Below are 14,855 nucleotides of genomic sequence, written 5' to 3' on the forward strand. Positions count from 1 at the left end.
AATTACTAAGAGAAGTATCCCTTAAATGTCAAGCCGCTGATAAGCCCCTGTAACGAAGGAGCGTTAGTCGCCAAATCACTTAAAATAGGATTTTCAATGCCCCAATTGAGTTCAAGTTCGGGGTCGTTCCAGCGGCAGCGCCAGTTGTCATCCGCGCCGTAGTCGGGATAAGCTTCCGAAACCGCCTGTACGTGAATAGACGGCGTGAAGAAATACCATCCATGCAGCATCCCTACGGGAAAAACAAGTGCGGCGGGATCTTCACCAAACAATTCAAACAAGGCAGATTTGTGCTGCGTAGGCGAGCCAGGCCGCAAGTCGCGGAGGCCCAGTAGGCAATGTCCTTCGATGAGGCAAAAGTACTCATCATGGCGGACGTGGAAGTGCATTCCCCGAAAAACGTTGGCTTCTGATTTTACGGCGCTCCATTGTACGGGTTTAAGCACCGTGCCCCAGTGATCTTGAAAAATTTCGGTAAACGACCCACGATGGTCTTTATGCTCGTCCAACGACACCAAACGAACTTGGTGAAGCTCGGCGCCATCTATTTGTGCGGATTTTATAAGCTGAGTAGTATTCATGGTACAATGCGGTTTTGGGCGAAAGTACCAAGGGGTAATCAATAAAAAACTGAGGGATGTCAGGGCTAAAGCCCTAGATTACGCTCTTGTTTACAGCCCCCAGCCTAAAGGCATGGGGTTTTAGGAGTAAACACTTTAAGATTGGCTATGATTATTTTAGTGTTGCACACCTACTTGTGGCGAAGCTATTTCCCAGAATCTAGCCTTTCTACGGTAGAAAGTAGTAATTCGGAATGCTTAAAAATGTCTAAAAATAACTACAAATGTGTTACAATGATACGTAAATTGTAGTTTAACTTACAATAAATCATACTGATATTTTTATTGAATTATATAAAAAAACGAGGGCTGCCAAAATTTATGACGACCCTCGTTTTTTTTAGATAAAAAGACTATAAATTCTTCGCTTTCATTTGTTTTACGGCGTAGTCAGCGGCGCGAGCAGTGAGTGCCATGTAAGTGAGCGACGGGTTTTGAGTGGCGGTAGAAGTCATACATGCTCCGTCCGTCACAAACACGTTTTTGCAAGCGTGCAGTTGATTCCAATTGTTCAAGAGCGATGTCTTAGGGTCTTTCCCCATCCGAACGCCACCCATTTCGTGAATGTCAAGTCCTGGTGCTTTGTTCGGTACATCGTGGGTTTGGATGTTTTTGAAACCTGCTTTGGTAAACATCTCCGTCAACTGCTCGTGGTAGTCTTTCACCATCTTTTCGTCGTTGTCGTCGTAGCTTACCGAAATCCGTAACTGCGGGATTCCCCACTTATCTTTGAGGTTGGGGTCTAGGGCTACGAAATTGGTTTCTTTCGGAATGGTTTCTCCCATCATGTGCGAACCCACCCGCCAGTTGCCATATTTTTTCTGTTCCAATGACGTTTTCAGCTCTTCGCCCATGCCAGAGCGGTCATTGAAGGTGATACGGCTAGCATTAAAGCCCGCAGCGTAGCCGCGTAAAAAGTCGGTTTCTTGTTTAAGTAAGTTACGGAACCGAGGAATGTAGCTACTATTGGGGCGGATTCCCTCGGATGTAGTATCAAGGAAGCCTTCATACTCGCCCGAAATGCTTGTACGGTAGTTGTGGAAAGCAATGTACTTGCCCATTAGTCCATTGTCGTTGCCCAAGCCTTTGGGGAAGCGGTGAGAGGTAGAGTTGAGCAAAATCAAGTTGGTGTTGAGCGCGGCGGCATTCACAAAAATGATTTTTGCATAATACTCTATTGCTTCGTTGGTTTTGGCGTCAATGACGCGCACGCCCGTGGCCTTACCTAGTTTTTCGTCGTAAATAATTGAGTGAACCACCGAGTCGGGCTTGAGGGTCATCTTTCCCGATTTCATAGCCCACGGAATGGTTGTGGCGTTGCTGCTAAAATAGCCTCCGTATGGACAGCCACGTTGGCAAAGCGCGCGGTTTTGGCATTGAGCACGTCCTTGTTGGAAGTGAATCGGATTCGGTTTGGTCAAGTGAGCGCAACGACCAATGATGATGGGGCGAGTACCTCCGTAATGTTTAGCCATTTGTTGCCCAAAGTATTTTTCTACGCACGACTGTTCGTGAGGGGGCAGAAACTCGCCGTCGGGAAGCTGCGGAAGACCGTCTTTGTTGCCCGAAATTCCCGCAAATTTTTCAACGTAACTGTACCAAGGCGCAATTTCGTTGTAGTGAATGGGCCACTCCACGGCAAAACCATCCCGCGCGGGGCCTTCAAAATCAAATTGTGACCAACGTTGGGTTTGGCGAGCCCACAGCAACGATTTACCTCCTACTTGGTAGCCCCGAATCCAATCGAAGGGCTTTTCTTGCACGTAAGGGTGTTCGGCATCTTTGACAAAAAAATGGGCGGCATCTTCGTTGAAAGCGTAGCATTTGCTTACGATAGGGTTGGCGTCTTTTACCTCCTTTGGCATTTGATTCAAATGAGGAAACTCCCACGGACGCATCATGGTCGTTGGGTAGTCGGTGACGTGCTGCACATTGCGACCGCGTTCTAATACAAGGGTACGTAAGCCTTTGCCCGTAAGCTCTTTGGACGCCCAACCCCCACTGATACCAGAGCCAACGACAATGGCATCAAATGTACGGTCTTTGATGGAATCTATTGAAAAATAAGACATGGGTGAATTTACAATTTTGAGGTTGAATTAGGGGAATTGCGTCAGAGACGCTCATCCAGTGTTGCCCCAAATCGCAGTTTGGGGCAAACGCTCACATCGAATTCCTATTTTTTCACAGGAACACAACCGTGGTAGAACCCAGGAGCCATGTTGTATTTCTGAATGTTGACCATGACGTATTCGGAGTTTTGGTAGCCCTGAATCGTCAAGTTTTTAATCATGCTTACAAACGGCTTTGTATCTGCGTTGTCGGCCAGTTTTTTGAGCAGCTCAAGGCGTTGTTTTCCGTCGCAAGCGGCAAAAGACTTGCTGTATGCTTGTTGAGCGGCCGAATTGGTATCAGCCAATCCTTTTTTGAGATTTTTTTGCGCATTCTCGCCGTAGCAATCATTGATCATCCGAAGCGCAAATTGATGGACTTTTAGCGATTTTGCGCCTGGGGTCGAAGTTTCAGGAATGATGGTTTCAACGATTTCGGCGAGGGTATCTTCCTCTGCCATTGTGAGTAGGGTAGGCCCTTTTACCGTTTCGGGAGTCCATGCTTGTGTCCAGCTTGGTAGGCTCATTAATCCTCCAACGGCCGCCGTTAGGCTTTTTAGGGCAGAACGTCTTTGCATAATAACGTTTGGTTAGTTTTATTTCTACAAAGAAATGAAACGACATTTGATACCTATCAAAACTTATTTTTTTCGCCCTTCTACCATCGACGACTCCCTAATCATCAGTTGGGTACTGAGTACAATCGTTTCGGCAACAACGGGTTGGTCGTTTTCAAGCTGTTTGAGCAAAAGCCGAACGACTTGCGCCCCCATTTCTTGAATGGGCTGGTTGACACTGGTGAGCGATGGCGAAAGATAAATGCAGGTGGGTTCGTTGTTGAAACTCACAATGGCCACGTCTTCAGGAATCCGAATACCTTTTTGTTTAAAAGCATACATGGTGGCAAACGCAATGCGGTCGGTCATGGTCAAAATACCGTCGGGTGGTGTGGGCAAGCTCATCATGTTGAGGGCCTGCATCATGGTGTTTTCTTGGGTAAAATCATTGTGAAAAACGTAGCGCTCGTTGTAGGGCAGGCCGTAGTGTTCGAGGGCATCTTTGAAGCCACGCAAACGCTCGTTGCTGATGAGTAAGTGCGGCGGGCCTGCCATGCAACCAAGGCGTTGACAGCCGTTTTCGATGAGGTGTTGGGTTGCCTTAAAAGCCGCTTCATGGTTGTCAACGATGACCCGCGAGGCGTCGATGTCGGTTGAATAGCGGTCAAAAATCACGAGGGGCATGTTTTTTCGCTGCAACCGATAAATGTGCTCAAAGTCGCTCGTATCGCGTGCCAACGACATAATTACCCCTTCAACTTGGCTGTGGAGCAGGTTTTGAATTTGAGCGACTTCCCGTAAATACGATTCGTTGGTTTGGCATACCACCACACTGTAGCCCGCTTGCATGGCTGCCTCCTCGATGCTGTTGAGCATCGACGCAAAAAAATGATAACTCAACGTCGGTAAAATCAACCCAATGGTTTTTGTACGGCTTTTGACCAGATTTTTTGCCAACTGATTGGGTTGGTAGTCCATGTCCTCGGCCAACTGCAACACCGCTTGTCGGGTTTCGGGGTGTATCTCGGGCATCCCACGCAAAGCGCGCGACACGGTAGAGGCAGATAGATTGAGGGCGTTAGCAATGTCTTTGATCGTGACGGCTGTATTTTTATTCATTGGGTTTAGAGAAATATGATTTTTACAATATGCCACCCATTTTGGGTAGAAAAACCGAGGAACTTCGGGAAATGATACAGTTGGTGACTTTGGAACGAATATTTGATTTTTTTAAGTTTAAAATGGGTGTTGCAGAAAAACCGCAAACGTAACCGCAAACGTTTGCGGATGATGTTGCGCAAAAATATGTTCAATTTTTGCGTTATTTCTTTTAGAAATGTGAATTTACTTATACTTTTAACATAAAGAAAGACAAAATAGCCCTTTTATTTGCATAGATGATAAATGTAGGACAATCTTGTTGAATGGCTAAAATTTGTACTTTTTTAATAAATCTGTTATCCCTTTTTACGTTTTAATAAATCTATTACTTGAATGAAGAAAATCATTACCTGTGTTATGGCTGTGCTGTCATTGTCGGCATGGGGGCAGTCCAAAATTGATGTAAAAAAAGAGTTTGAGTTTGCGGCCAAGCAGTACGAAGGAATGTTGGCAGCTCACCCCGACATTACGAAGTTTCCCCAATCGACCAACCCCGACGGAACCCCGCGCGACATGAAGTCGAGCTGGTGGTGTAGCGGATTCTTTGGAGGTTCTTTGTGGTATATTTATGAATTTAACAAAGCACCACAGTGGAAAGAAGCAGCCCACAAATGGACCATGGCTGTGGAACAAGAACAGTACAACAAAGGCACGCACGACTTGGGTTTTATGATTTATTGCCCATTTGGAAACGGCTATCGCTTAACTAAAAACGAAGCATATAAACCTATTATGCTAACAGGTGCGCAGTCGTTGGCGACACGTTTTGATCCCAAAGTGGGGTTGATTAAGTCGTGGAATAGCTTCAAAGGTGGGTACAATTACCCCGTGATTATTGACAACATGATGAACTTAGAGTTTTTGTTTTGGGCGGCGAAAGAGTCGGGCAACAAAGACTTGTATAACCTGTGTATCACGCACGCCGATAACACCATGAAACACCACTACCGCCCCGACCACAGCGCGTATCACGTTATCTGCTACGGGCCAAACGGCGAAGTATTGGCCAAGAAAAACCATCAAGGAGCGTTTGACGAGTCGTCGTGGTCGCGGGGTCAATCGTGGGGAATGTACGGTTACACGGTCATGTACCGCGAAACCAAAGACCAAAAATACCTCGATCATGCCCGTAACATCGCCGATTATTTGTTGAGCCACCCTAATATGCCTGCCGACAAAGTTCCGTATTGGGATTACAACAAACCAGGAGAAGAGCGCGATGCTTCAGCAGGGGCGATTTTGGCGTCGGGCTTATTGGAGTTGAGTACCTACGGTGGTAAAAATGCCAAAAATTACTACAACACAGCCGTCACAATTTTGGAAAGCTTATCGAAGCCGCCATACAAAGCAGAATTGGGCAAAAACAACCACTTCATTTTGCAACACAGCGTAGGGCACAAGTTAGGTAATTCAGAGATAGATGTTCCTTTGGTATATGCCGACTATTACTACTTGGAAGGACTGCTCCGTTACCAAGCCTTGAACAAGAAGAAAAAATAGACGTACGTTCTACATGAAGCCAATAGAAACCTCATCGTCACAAGTGGATAGTCAGCTATGGTCCCAGTTGCAAAATGGGAGCGAATGGGCGTTGGGAAGGCTCGTCAAAAAATATTTCAATCCTTTACAAAATTATGGGTGCAAGTTTGTGCAGTCCGAAGATTTTGTGAAGGATTGTGTCCAAGAGGTATTTATTGAAGTATGGCAACGGCGCGAACGCCTCAGCACACCCGTGAGTGTTAGGGCGTATTTGTTGAGTTCAGTACGAAAAAAAGTGCTGAGGGAGGGCTTTCGGCAACGAATTTTGAAGGATGAACAGCACGAAATCGACACCGTATTGGATTGGCACTCGCAAGAACTTCCGCACGAATGGGCGATTATTGAACAGGAAAACGTTGAATTATTGACCCAAAAAATCACGATTTTACTGGATAAACTACCCAAAAGGCAGCGGGAAGTTATCTATTTGCAGTTTTATCAAAATCTAAATCGGGATGAAATTGCGCAGATAATGGAGGTTAACCCGCAGTCGGTTTCCAATTTGGTACAGTCGGCGTTGAAGGTATTTCGTACCCATTGGCAAGTGATTCAGGTGTTATTGGGATTGGTTATGTTTAATTGATTTTAGAAGATGTCAGGGCTACGCCCCTTTTTTGTATAATCAGGGGCTTTTTCTACGAAGATTTGAGGGCTATACCCCCGATTTTAGGACTAACGTCCCGTAATTTTCGTAGAAACCAAGACAAAACGAGCATGAAATAAAGGGGCGTAGCCCCGAAATCTTCGTAGAAAATAGGCAATTTGAATATCAAACGGAGGGGCGTAGCCCTGAAATCTTCGTAGAAAATAGAGCAAAAATCAGGTGTCAGGGCTACGCCCCTTTCTTGTTTCATCAGGCAAGGCGCATTCTACGAAGATTTGAGGACTATGTCCCCGATTTTGTGACGTTAGCCCTATACTTCTCGTCAATAATAAGGCAGAAGTGCAAGAAGAAAGGGGCGTTAGCCCCGAAATCTTCGTAGAACCAAGACAAACTGCCTAACAAACAAAGGGGTGTAGCCCTGAAATCTTCGTAGAAATGGCCAATACCTATACACAATTATAAATTCAATTTGTTTTTTCGGTCAAAGGTCGGGAAAACCTGATAAGAGAAGCCTTTCGAGTTGAACTTGAAAAAGTAATGTGTGGTATTGTCAACAACCATAACTGCAAAACGTACGCGATCTATTGTAACCCTGACCATACCCATATTCTTGTAGGAATGCACCCTACTATTTCTCCCTCAAAGCTAATGGAGCAAATCAAGTCAGGTTCATCAAAATGGCTAAACGACCAAAAATATATTCATGGAAAATTTTCTTGGCAAGACGGATATGGAGGGTTTACATATTCCAAATCACAAATTGACAATGTTGTTAAATACATTTTAAACCAGCCAGAGCATCACAAAAAACAATCGTTCAAAGATGAATACCTATTGTTTCTTGAAAAATTTGAGGTGGATTACGACCCCAAATATGTATTTGAATGGTATGACTAGCAGATGTCAGGGCTACGCCCCTTTTTGGTTTCACCAAGCAAGGGCTTTTTCTACGAAGATTTGAGGGCTATGCCCCCGATATTGGGAAACAATAACGCCAATTATTTCGTAGAAAATCAGGGTAAAAAAAGGGGCGTAGCCCTGCAACCTTCGTAGAAAAATGACAATAGTGAAGATCAAAAAAGGGGCGTTAGCCCTGTAATCTTAGTAGAGAGAGGGTAAATCCAAATCAGATGTCAGGGCTACGCCCCTTTTTGGTTTCACCAAGCAAGGGCTTTTTCTACGAAGATTTGAGGGCTATGCCCCCGATTTTGGAACTAACATTCGTAATTTTCGTGGAAACCAAGACAAAACGAGCATGAAATAAAGGGGCGTAGCCCTGTAACCTTCGTAGAAAAATGACAATAGTGAAGATCAAAAAAGGGGCGTTAGCCCTGTAATCTTCGTAGAGAAAGGGTAAACCGAAATCATATGAGGGCTACGCCCCTTTTGGGCTTATCGGTCAAGCCACTTTCTACGAAGATTTGAGGGCTACGCCCCCGATATTGGGAAACAATAACGCCAATTATTTCGTAGAAAATCAGGGTAAAAAAAGGGGCGTAGCCCTGTAACCTTCGTAGAAAAATGACAATAGTGAAGATCAAAAAAGGGGCGTTAGCCCTGTAATCTTCGTAGAGAAAGGGTAAATCCAAATCAGATGTCAGGGCTATGCCCCTTTTTGGTTTCACCAAGCAAGGGCTTTTTCTACGAAGATTTGAGGGCTACGCCCCCTATATTGGGAAACAATAACACCAATTATTTCGTAGAAAATAGGGTAAAAAAAGCGGCGTAGCCCTGTAACCTTCGTAGAACTTGTAAAAAAAATGAAGAAGAAAGGAGTATATTAGTTGGTTTAGCGCCATCTGATAGAAAAACATTCCTATTACCCAATGAATTATTACCGCTCGTATCAGCTAGAGGACTTTGCCCGTGACGAATCGTTTCGTCAGTGGGTGCTGGAATACGAGCCTAATAGTACCCAATTTTGGCAGCAATGGCTTGCCGAAAATCCCGATTGCCGCGAAAAAGTCCATTTGGCCAAGGCGTTTTTGCTGGCCTTAGAAGAAAATGAAACCGATTTGTCAGAGTTGGAATTAGAGGCCATAACAGAGCAGATTCTCCAAGCCCCTCCGCAAGCTCCTTCTCGGTTTTGGCAGTTCCCCTTGTTTCAATGGGCAGCTTCTATCATTCTGCTTTTGGGCGTGGGGTGGGGGACATATTCTTATTTTCGACCTAACACCTTGGCACTTAGTGACAGCAAAACGGTCGTGGCTTTCAAAGATGATTATCTTGAACAGACCAATCAAACAGACCGCGTTCAGAAAATTTCGTTGCAAGATGGAAGTACCATTTCGCTCTATCCCAAGAGCCGAATTCGGTATCCACAACCTTTTCGTGCCCAACTGCGCGAGGTTTATTTAGAAGGGAAAGCTTTTTTTGACATTACTAAAAATCCCCAGCAGCCGTTTTGGGTTTATACTGACTATATTTCTACTCAAGTGTTGGGTACGAGCTTTATGGTTCAAGCATTTTTGGAGGCTGATGAGGCCAAAGTGGTGGTCAAAACGGGGCGTGTATCGGTTTATACCCGAAAAGACTTAGAAAAAGCCACAACAACCCAACAAGCGGTGAAAGCGGGAGTGGTACTTACTCCTAACCAGCAAGTGGCTTTTTCGATACCCCAAGAACGCTTTTTAAAATCTATCGTGGAAGCACCAGCCGCAGTTGTTCAGACACCCGTTAGTAGCTATTCGTTTGAGGAAACGCCTGTTAGTCAGGCATTTGATTTGATAGAAAAAACCTACGGTATCTCCGTGATTTATGATGCCAAAGTCCTCGAAAATTGCTTCCTGACGGCTACACTTTCTGACGAGTCGCTGTTTGATAAACTTGACCTTATCTGCAAAATCACGCACTCGACTTACGAAATCGTTGATGCTCAAATCATTATTCATAGCCGAGGATGTAAATAGTATTTTTTAAAAAAAAAATTTTAAAAAAGCAGTATTTTAGGCTTCGTTTCGCCATCCATGAGAAAACCACATATTTCATCATGGATAAAATCTACAACAAACCCCATTTCTGCTGGACGCTCATGAGGATTTCATTGACACAGCTGCTGATTGCAATCCTGTTTATGGGAGTATCTCATGCCCACGACGCAAGCGCTCAGGAAGCCCTAGAGCAAAAAGTAACCGTAAAGCTTGCCAATGAGGACTTAAAAACAGCCCTAGGCACACTTCAACGAGCTACCAACGTGCGCTTTATCTACAATCCGCGCGAAATTAAAGTATCTCAAAAAATCAATGTAGATGCCAAAAACGAAAAGCTGAAAGAAGTGCTTGAGCAAGTGCTCAACCCGCTTAAAATTGGCTACGAAGTGAAAGGCAAGCAAATTGCTCTCTTCAAAAAAGAGGTGAGCCTGTTGCCCATTCCCCAGCAAACGCCTAGTTTATTGACGACTACCCAAGCGCTCGATCAAGGTGTAACGGGAAAAATCACGGACGATAAGGGCGAAGTGCTTGTAGGCGTAAGTGTACAGGTGAAAGGCACAACGCGTGGCGCTACCACCGATGCCAACGGAGGCTATCGTTTGTCGGTGCCTGATGGGAAATCAGTGTTGGTTTTTTCTTACATTGGTTATATCAAACAAGAAATTGTAGTTGGTAATCAGAGCATTATCAACGTCAAATTGTCGGCCGATGACAAGAGCTTAGAAGAGGTTGTCGTGGTAGGATACGGTGTACAGAAAAAAGTAAACATGACGGGTGCGGTTTCGACTATTGATTCAAAAGCGATTGAAAACCGCCCTTCGAGCAACTTGGCTACGGCCATGCAAGGAACGTCACCTGGGTTGATAATCCAACGTACTACAGGGCAGCCTGGTAGCGAAGGTGTCAGCATTCAGATTCGGGGAGCAACGACGGCCAACGGTAGCGTGGATCCATTGATGATTTTGGACGGGGTAGCGGTGCCCATTTCTACCCTTCAAACCATGAACCCCAATGACGTTGAAAATATCAGTGTCTTGAAAGACGCCGCCGCCGCCGCTATCTATGGTGCACAAGCTGCGGGTGGGGTTATTTTGGTGACGACCAAAAAAGGGAAATCGGGCAAGGTAACGTTTGATTATCTTTCTCAGTTTGGAACCGATTGGTCGATTAACGTACCTAGTCGGATGTCTTTGTTGGAAGAAGCTGAGTTTTCTAACCTTGCCCGTAAAAACTCAGGCAGTGGCCCTGAGTACTCAGACTTTGATTTGGAGCAGATTCGCAACAACGTTCCGTATGTTGTTAACCCTGCGGATACTTCTACTTACTTGTTTTACAACCAACAGCCGTTGACCAACCAGGTATTGAGAAAATACACCTCAATGCAAACCCACAACTTGACTGTGCGTGGTGGAACTGACAAGCTCAATTTTATGCTTTCAGGTGGTTTTTACGGTAAAAATGGGGTGTTTAAAGTAGGGCCTGATAACAACGAACGTTACAACCTTCGCCTCAATTTAGGTGCAAAATTAACCGAAAAACTCTCGCTCGATGCACGGGTTGCTTATACAGGTGAGCGTACCAAAACCCCCGCAGCCGATGTAAACGGAGGCGGTTTGTTGTACCAAATCTACCGTTTGCGTACTCGTACACCGTTTTTCACGCCTGAAGGTCGTTACAACGGAGCAGGGTCGGCAGCCACCGCTTATGCAACCATGGAATCAGGAGGTTACAATAACCTTTTCAAGAATTTCTTCGACGGAACATTTACTCTCCAGCACAGTGGTTTGGTCAAAGGCTTGAACCTCCGTGCCGTAGTTGGAACGCAGTACCGCCGTGGCGATCGAAACCGTTTCAACCGTACGGTGCCACTTTGGGGACGTTCACGGATTTTGAGCTACCTCAACCAAGTAAACTCGTACGAAATTACCAACGAGTTGACCAAAAATACCAACATTCAGTTGTTAGCGAACTACGATTTCAAAATCGGAGCTAAACATAATTTTGGCCTTTTTGCGGGTTATCAGTGGGAATCGTACCGCTACAGTCAAGTTTTCAACCGCGCTAGTAACTTAGTGAGTAACGACCTGCCTACCCTCAACTTAGGCGACGAAAAAACGAAAGTCAACAGTCAGGGAATTGCTACGAACGCGTTTCAGTCTATTTTTGGACGTTTTAATTACAACTACGCCGACAAGTACTTAGTAGAAGCCACCCTTCGCCAAGACGAAAGCTCGAAGTTGGCGCCAGGAAGCCGCGTGAAAGTCTTCCCATCGGCATCTTTGGGTTGGAACGTACACCGCGAGTCTTGGTTTGGAAATAGCCTCAACTTTATTTCTGAATTGAAACTCCGCGCCTCTTGGGGGCGTCTTGGTGGTGCGTTGGGTAATACCATTGGTAACTACGACTACCTCAACCAACTTTCGCAAGGCTCGGCTTTGGTGTTGGGTGATTCTCGGGCTACGTATATTTTCCAAAACGCGATTCCTTCGGCCAACCTCTCTTGGGAAACCATCGAAACAACCAACGGAGGGGTGGATTTGGGCTTTTTCCAAAACAAACTCCAAATCACGGGCGACTACTACGTAAAATACAACCGTAACATGCTTACGGCGCAGTTATTGCCTTCTACCATTGGTATCAACACCCCTCGTAAAAACAACGGTGAGCTCAAATCTTGGGGCTGGGAGCTAGAGGCGCGTTACCGTGGTACGGTTGGTAAAGAGTTTAATTACAATGTGTCGTTCAATTTGTCGGACAACAACAACAAACTCATTAGCTTCTCAGGCCGTAACATCGTCGGAATGGGAACCAACGGAACCATTGAAAATTACCCACTTAACTCTATTTGGGGATACCAATCTGCGGGTTATTTTCAAACAGCCGACGAAGTAAAATCTTGGGCGTTTCAGGATAGCCGCGCGGGCGCTGGGGACGTCAAATACATCGACCAAAACGGAGATGGCCGCCTGACCGTTGGACGCGGCACGACCGAAGACTACGGCGATATGGTTTTGTTAGGAACGACTAATCCTCGCCTTTTGTACGGAGCTAACTTAGGCTTCCAATGGAAAGGATTGGACTTTTCGGCTTTCTTTCAAGGGGTAGGAAAACGTAGCTACCGCCCAGCCACAGAGTCTATTGCGCCTCTGTTGGTGACTTGGAAACAAGCCCTCGGTATTCACCGTGACTATTGGACACCAGAGAATCCTAATGCTATTTATCCTCGTCCGTTTATCGGAGCTACCCACAACTATTTGTCGTCGGATAAATGGGTCTTGAATGCACGTTATACCCGCCTGAAAAACATTCAAGTAGGATACACATTGCCAAGCCGCTGGACGGAGCGCCTTAAAGTGTCACGCGCTCGTTTCTTCTTCTCGGGCCAAGACTTATTTACCATCTCTGGTTTAGGCGTTTTCCAAGGATACTACGATCCTGAAACCCGCGACAACGTTGAAAACGACTATCCTTTCTTTGCTACGGCTTCTGTGGGTTTAAACCTCTCGTTTTAAGCATTGTACTTCAAACAAAGGTGGTATCTATTAAATTGAAACAACATGAACAAGACATATTCATTTCTTACCAAAAAAGTAGCAATAGCGGCGGTATGCGGGCTGACCTTCCTCTCAGCCTGTGATGTAACCCGCCTTCCCGAAACGTCGATTAGTGACGAAACATTTTGGCGCTCCGAAGCCGACTTAAAAGCATCAGCCAACTACTTATACACATTTTTGCCTGCGTTTAACAACGAAGACAACTGGTCGGACGATGCTACGGGACTGACCGTGAGCGGCATTAGCGATGGTACACGTTTAGCACCTGCTACCGATGGGAACTACAGCACCCCTTATCGGTTGATTCGGGCGGCCAACAATATCGTCGAAAAAGCACCACGTGCGAGCTTGGCGGCGGCCATCCAAGACCGCTACGTGGGCGAAGCGCGCTTCTTCCGTGCGATGGGGTATTTTGATTTGCTTCGGAAATACGGAAGTGTTCCCTTGGTTCTGAAGACATTGACCGACGAGTCGGCGGAGTTGAAAGAACCTGCTGCTACCCGCGACCAAATCATCGAGCAAATTTACCAAGACTTGGATTTTGCCGCTGCTAAACTTCCTACTCCTACCGTCTTAGGAACGGCCGATTATGGTCGCATTTCCAATACAGGCGCGTTGGCATTCAAAGCACGCGTAGCTTTGTTTGAAGGAACCCGTGCCAAATTTCACAAGTACGGCGACCCCAACAAACACCTGACGCTGGCGTACAACGCCGCTAAAGCGGTGATTGACAGCAAGCAGCACGATTTATACACGGGCGGTTATTTTAACTTATTTCAGTATGCAGGTGAAGGTCGTGCCAACCGCGAAAATATCATTGTAAGACAATACGGGGTATCACAGACCGACCGCGTGGTGACGCATACGTATTTTCGTGGAACGGTAGAAAACGGCAACTTGAACCCGACCAAAAGCCTTATTGATTCGTATTTGATGAAGGATGGCTTGCCAACGTCGAAATCGCCGCTTTATACGGCTCCTACCACGACGGTAGAGGTCTATCAAAACCGTGATACGCGCATGAGCGATACCTACATGAAGCGCGGTGACTCGTGGATTGCGACGTTTCCTGTGTTCAACGTGCCCAGTTTGGTATTTGCCAAAACAGGGTTTACGTTCCGCAAATATTCGGACATCAATGACTGGAACAACCAGGCATCGACGATGGACTACATGATTTTGCGCTACGCCGAAGTGTTGTTGATTTATGCCGAAGCTCGCTTTGAATTGGACGAAAAAATCAGCGATGCAGATTTGGAGTTGACCCTCAACCGCACGCGTGCCCGTGGTGGATTGCCTAAATTGACCAATGAGTTTGTGACAAAAAATGGCTTGAACATGCGTGATGAAATCCGTCGCGAGCGTCGTGTGGAATTGGCGCAAGAAAGTCACCGTTATTGGGATTTAAACCGTTGGAAAATGGCAGAAACTGAAATGCCAAAACCAATTCTAGGAAATTATTTCTTCAAAACGGAGTTTGGAACAACTGTTCAGGTCAACTTAACCCCTGACAATTATATCCAAGTACAAGCGGCAAGTTTCCGTAAGTTTGATCCTGCAAAAGATTATTTATGGCCAATGCCAATCAACGAGTTAGCCCTTAATCCATCCCTCAAACAAAATCCAGGATGGTAGGCAGATACGTGAATCGGGTTGCTCACAACCCGATTCTCTGTGTGGAGGGTTGCTTACAATCCGACTAATACGCATAATTTGTTTGTAAAGCCCTCTCAGCAAACGATGTTGGGAGGGCTTTTTTGTGCTGTTTTTTAAAAAATT

At 45.7% G+C, this 14,855-nt stretch carries 11 protein-coding genes; 6 read left to right on the top strand and 5 right to left on the bottom strand.

Annotated features, from left to right (window positions below):
* Window positions 1-5 precede the first annotated feature (5 nt).
* The 4 genes from K339_RS0126825 to K339_RS0126845 form a co-directional block, all read right to left on the bottom strand.
* Window positions 6-581: a dTDP-4-dehydrorhamnose 3,5-epimerase family protein gene (locus K339_RS0126825; RefSeq protein WP_028526358.1), complete on the bottom strand. Its 576-nt coding sequence runs from the start codon at window positions 579-581 to the stop codon at window positions 6-8.
* 392 nt (window positions 582-973) lie between these two features.
* Complete coding sequence (locus tag K339_RS0126835; protein ID WP_028526359.1) at window positions 974-2,692, bottom strand: GMC oxidoreductase; 1,719 nt, start codon at window positions 2,690-2,692, stop codon at window positions 974-976.
* Between the two features lie 104 nt (window positions 2,693-2,796).
* Complete coding sequence (locus K339_RS0126840; RefSeq protein ID WP_028526360.1) at window positions 2,797-3,309, bottom strand: gluconate 2-dehydrogenase subunit 3 family protein; 513 nt, start codon at window positions 3,307-3,309, stop codon at window positions 2,797-2,799.
* Window positions 3,310-3,372: 63 nt separating this feature from the next.
* Window positions 3,373-4,407 (bottom strand): LacI family DNA-binding transcriptional regulator, encoded by a 1,035-nt coding sequence (locus tag K339_RS0126845; protein ID WP_028526361.1) that lies wholly within the window; start codon window positions 4,405-4,407, stop codon window positions 3,373-3,375.
* Window positions 4,408-4,782: 375 nt separating this feature from the next.
* On the opposite strand from K339_RS0126845, the gene K339_RS0126855 reads away from it, so the two are divergent.
* Entirely contained in the window at window positions 4,783-5,949 is a 1,167-nt protein-coding gene (locus K339_RS0126855) for a glycoside hydrolase family 88 protein (protein WP_028526362.1), read from the top strand.
* A 13-nt stretch (window positions 5,950-5,962) separates the two neighbouring features.
* Entirely contained in the window at window positions 5,963-6,571 is a 609-nt protein-coding gene (locus K339_RS0126860; RefSeq protein WP_028526363.1) for an RNA polymerase sigma factor, read from the top strand.
* Between the two features lie 52 nt (window positions 6,572-6,623).
* Here the strand turns inward: K339_RS0126860 and K339_RS0126865 are convergent, their stop codons facing one another.
* On the bottom strand, window positions 6,624-6,842 hold the full coding sequence (locus K339_RS0126865; RefSeq protein ID WP_028526364.1) for a hypothetical protein: 219 nt from the start codon (window positions 6,840-6,842) through the stop codon (window positions 6,624-6,626).
* Between the two features lie 212 nt (window positions 6,843-7,054).
* On the opposite strand from K339_RS0126865, the gene tnpA reads away from it, so the two are divergent.
* The 4 genes from tnpA to K339_RS0126890 all read left to right on the top strand — a co-directional run bounded on the left by tnpA (window position 7,055) and on the right by K339_RS0126890 (window position 14,711).
* Window positions 7,055-7,489 carry an IS200/IS605 family transposase gene (gene tnpA, locus K339_RS34975; RefSeq protein WP_262506081.1) on the top strand — a complete coding sequence of 145 codons (435 nt, stop codon included), beginning with the start codon at window positions 7,055-7,057 and terminating at the stop codon, window positions 7,487-7,489.
* A gap of 929 nt (window positions 7,490-8,418) precedes the next feature.
* On the top strand, window positions 8,419-9,501 hold the full coding sequence (locus K339_RS0126880; protein ID WP_028526365.1) for a FecR family protein: 1,083 nt from the start codon (window positions 8,419-8,421) through the stop codon (window positions 9,499-9,501).
* Window positions 9,502-9,581: 80 nt separating this feature from the next.
* Window positions 9,582-13,034 carry a TonB-dependent receptor gene (locus K339_RS0126885; RefSeq protein WP_229598823.1) on the top strand — a complete coding sequence of 1,151 codons (3,453 nt, stop codon included), beginning with the start codon at window positions 9,582-9,584 and terminating at the stop codon, window positions 13,032-13,034.
* Between the two features lie 45 nt (window positions 13,035-13,079).
* Complete coding sequence (locus K339_RS0126890; RefSeq protein ID WP_028526367.1) at window positions 13,080-14,711, top strand: RagB/SusD family nutrient uptake outer membrane protein; 1,632 nt, start codon at window positions 13,080-13,082, stop codon at window positions 14,709-14,711.
* The last annotated feature ends 144 nt before the right edge of the window (window positions 14,712-14,855 follow it).

Source organism: Runella limosa DSM 17973, from assembly GCF_000482465.1.
Lineage (GTDB): Bacteria > Bacteroidota > Bacteroidia > Cytophagales > Spirosomataceae > Runella > Runella limosa.

Bases quoted from the DNA above. Each gene is read 5' to 3' on its own strand.
- K339_RS0126825 (WP_028526358.1), bottom strand. From the start codon at position 581: ATGAATACTACTCAGCTTATAAAATCCGCACAAATAGATGGCGCCGAG.
- K339_RS0126890 (WP_028526367.1), top strand. From the start codon at position 13,080: ATGAACAAGACATATTCATTTCTTACCAAAAAAGTAGCAATAGCGGCG.
- K339_RS0126840 (WP_028526360.1), bottom strand. From the start codon at position 3,309: ATGCAAAGACGTTCTGCCCTAAAAAGCCTAACGGCGGCCGTTGGAGGA.
- K339_RS0126860 (WP_028526363.1), top strand. From the start codon at position 5,963: ATGAAGCCAATAGAAACCTCATCGTCACAAGTGGATAGTCAGCTATGG.
- K339_RS0126845 (WP_028526361.1), bottom strand. From the start codon at position 4,407: ATGAATAAAAATACAGCCGTCACGATCAAAGACATTGCTAACGCCCTC.
- K339_RS0126835 (WP_028526359.1), bottom strand. From the start codon at position 2,692: ATGTCTTATTTTTCAATAGATTCCATCAAAGACCGTACATTTGATGCC.
- K339_RS0126885 (WP_229598823.1), top strand. From the start codon at position 9,582: ATGGATAAAATCTACAACAAACCCCATTTCTGCTGGACGCTCATGAGG.
- K339_RS0126880 (WP_028526365.1), top strand. From the start codon at position 8,419: ATGAATTATTACCGCTCGTATCAGCTAGAGGACTTTGCCCGTGACGAA.
- K339_RS0126855 (WP_028526362.1), top strand. From the start codon at position 4,783: ATGAAGAAAATCATTACCTGTGTTATGGCTGTGCTGTCATTGTCGGCA.
- K339_RS0126865 (WP_028526364.1), bottom strand. From the start codon at position 6,842: ATGAAACAAGAAAGGGGCGTAGCCCTGACACCTGATTTTTGCTCTATT.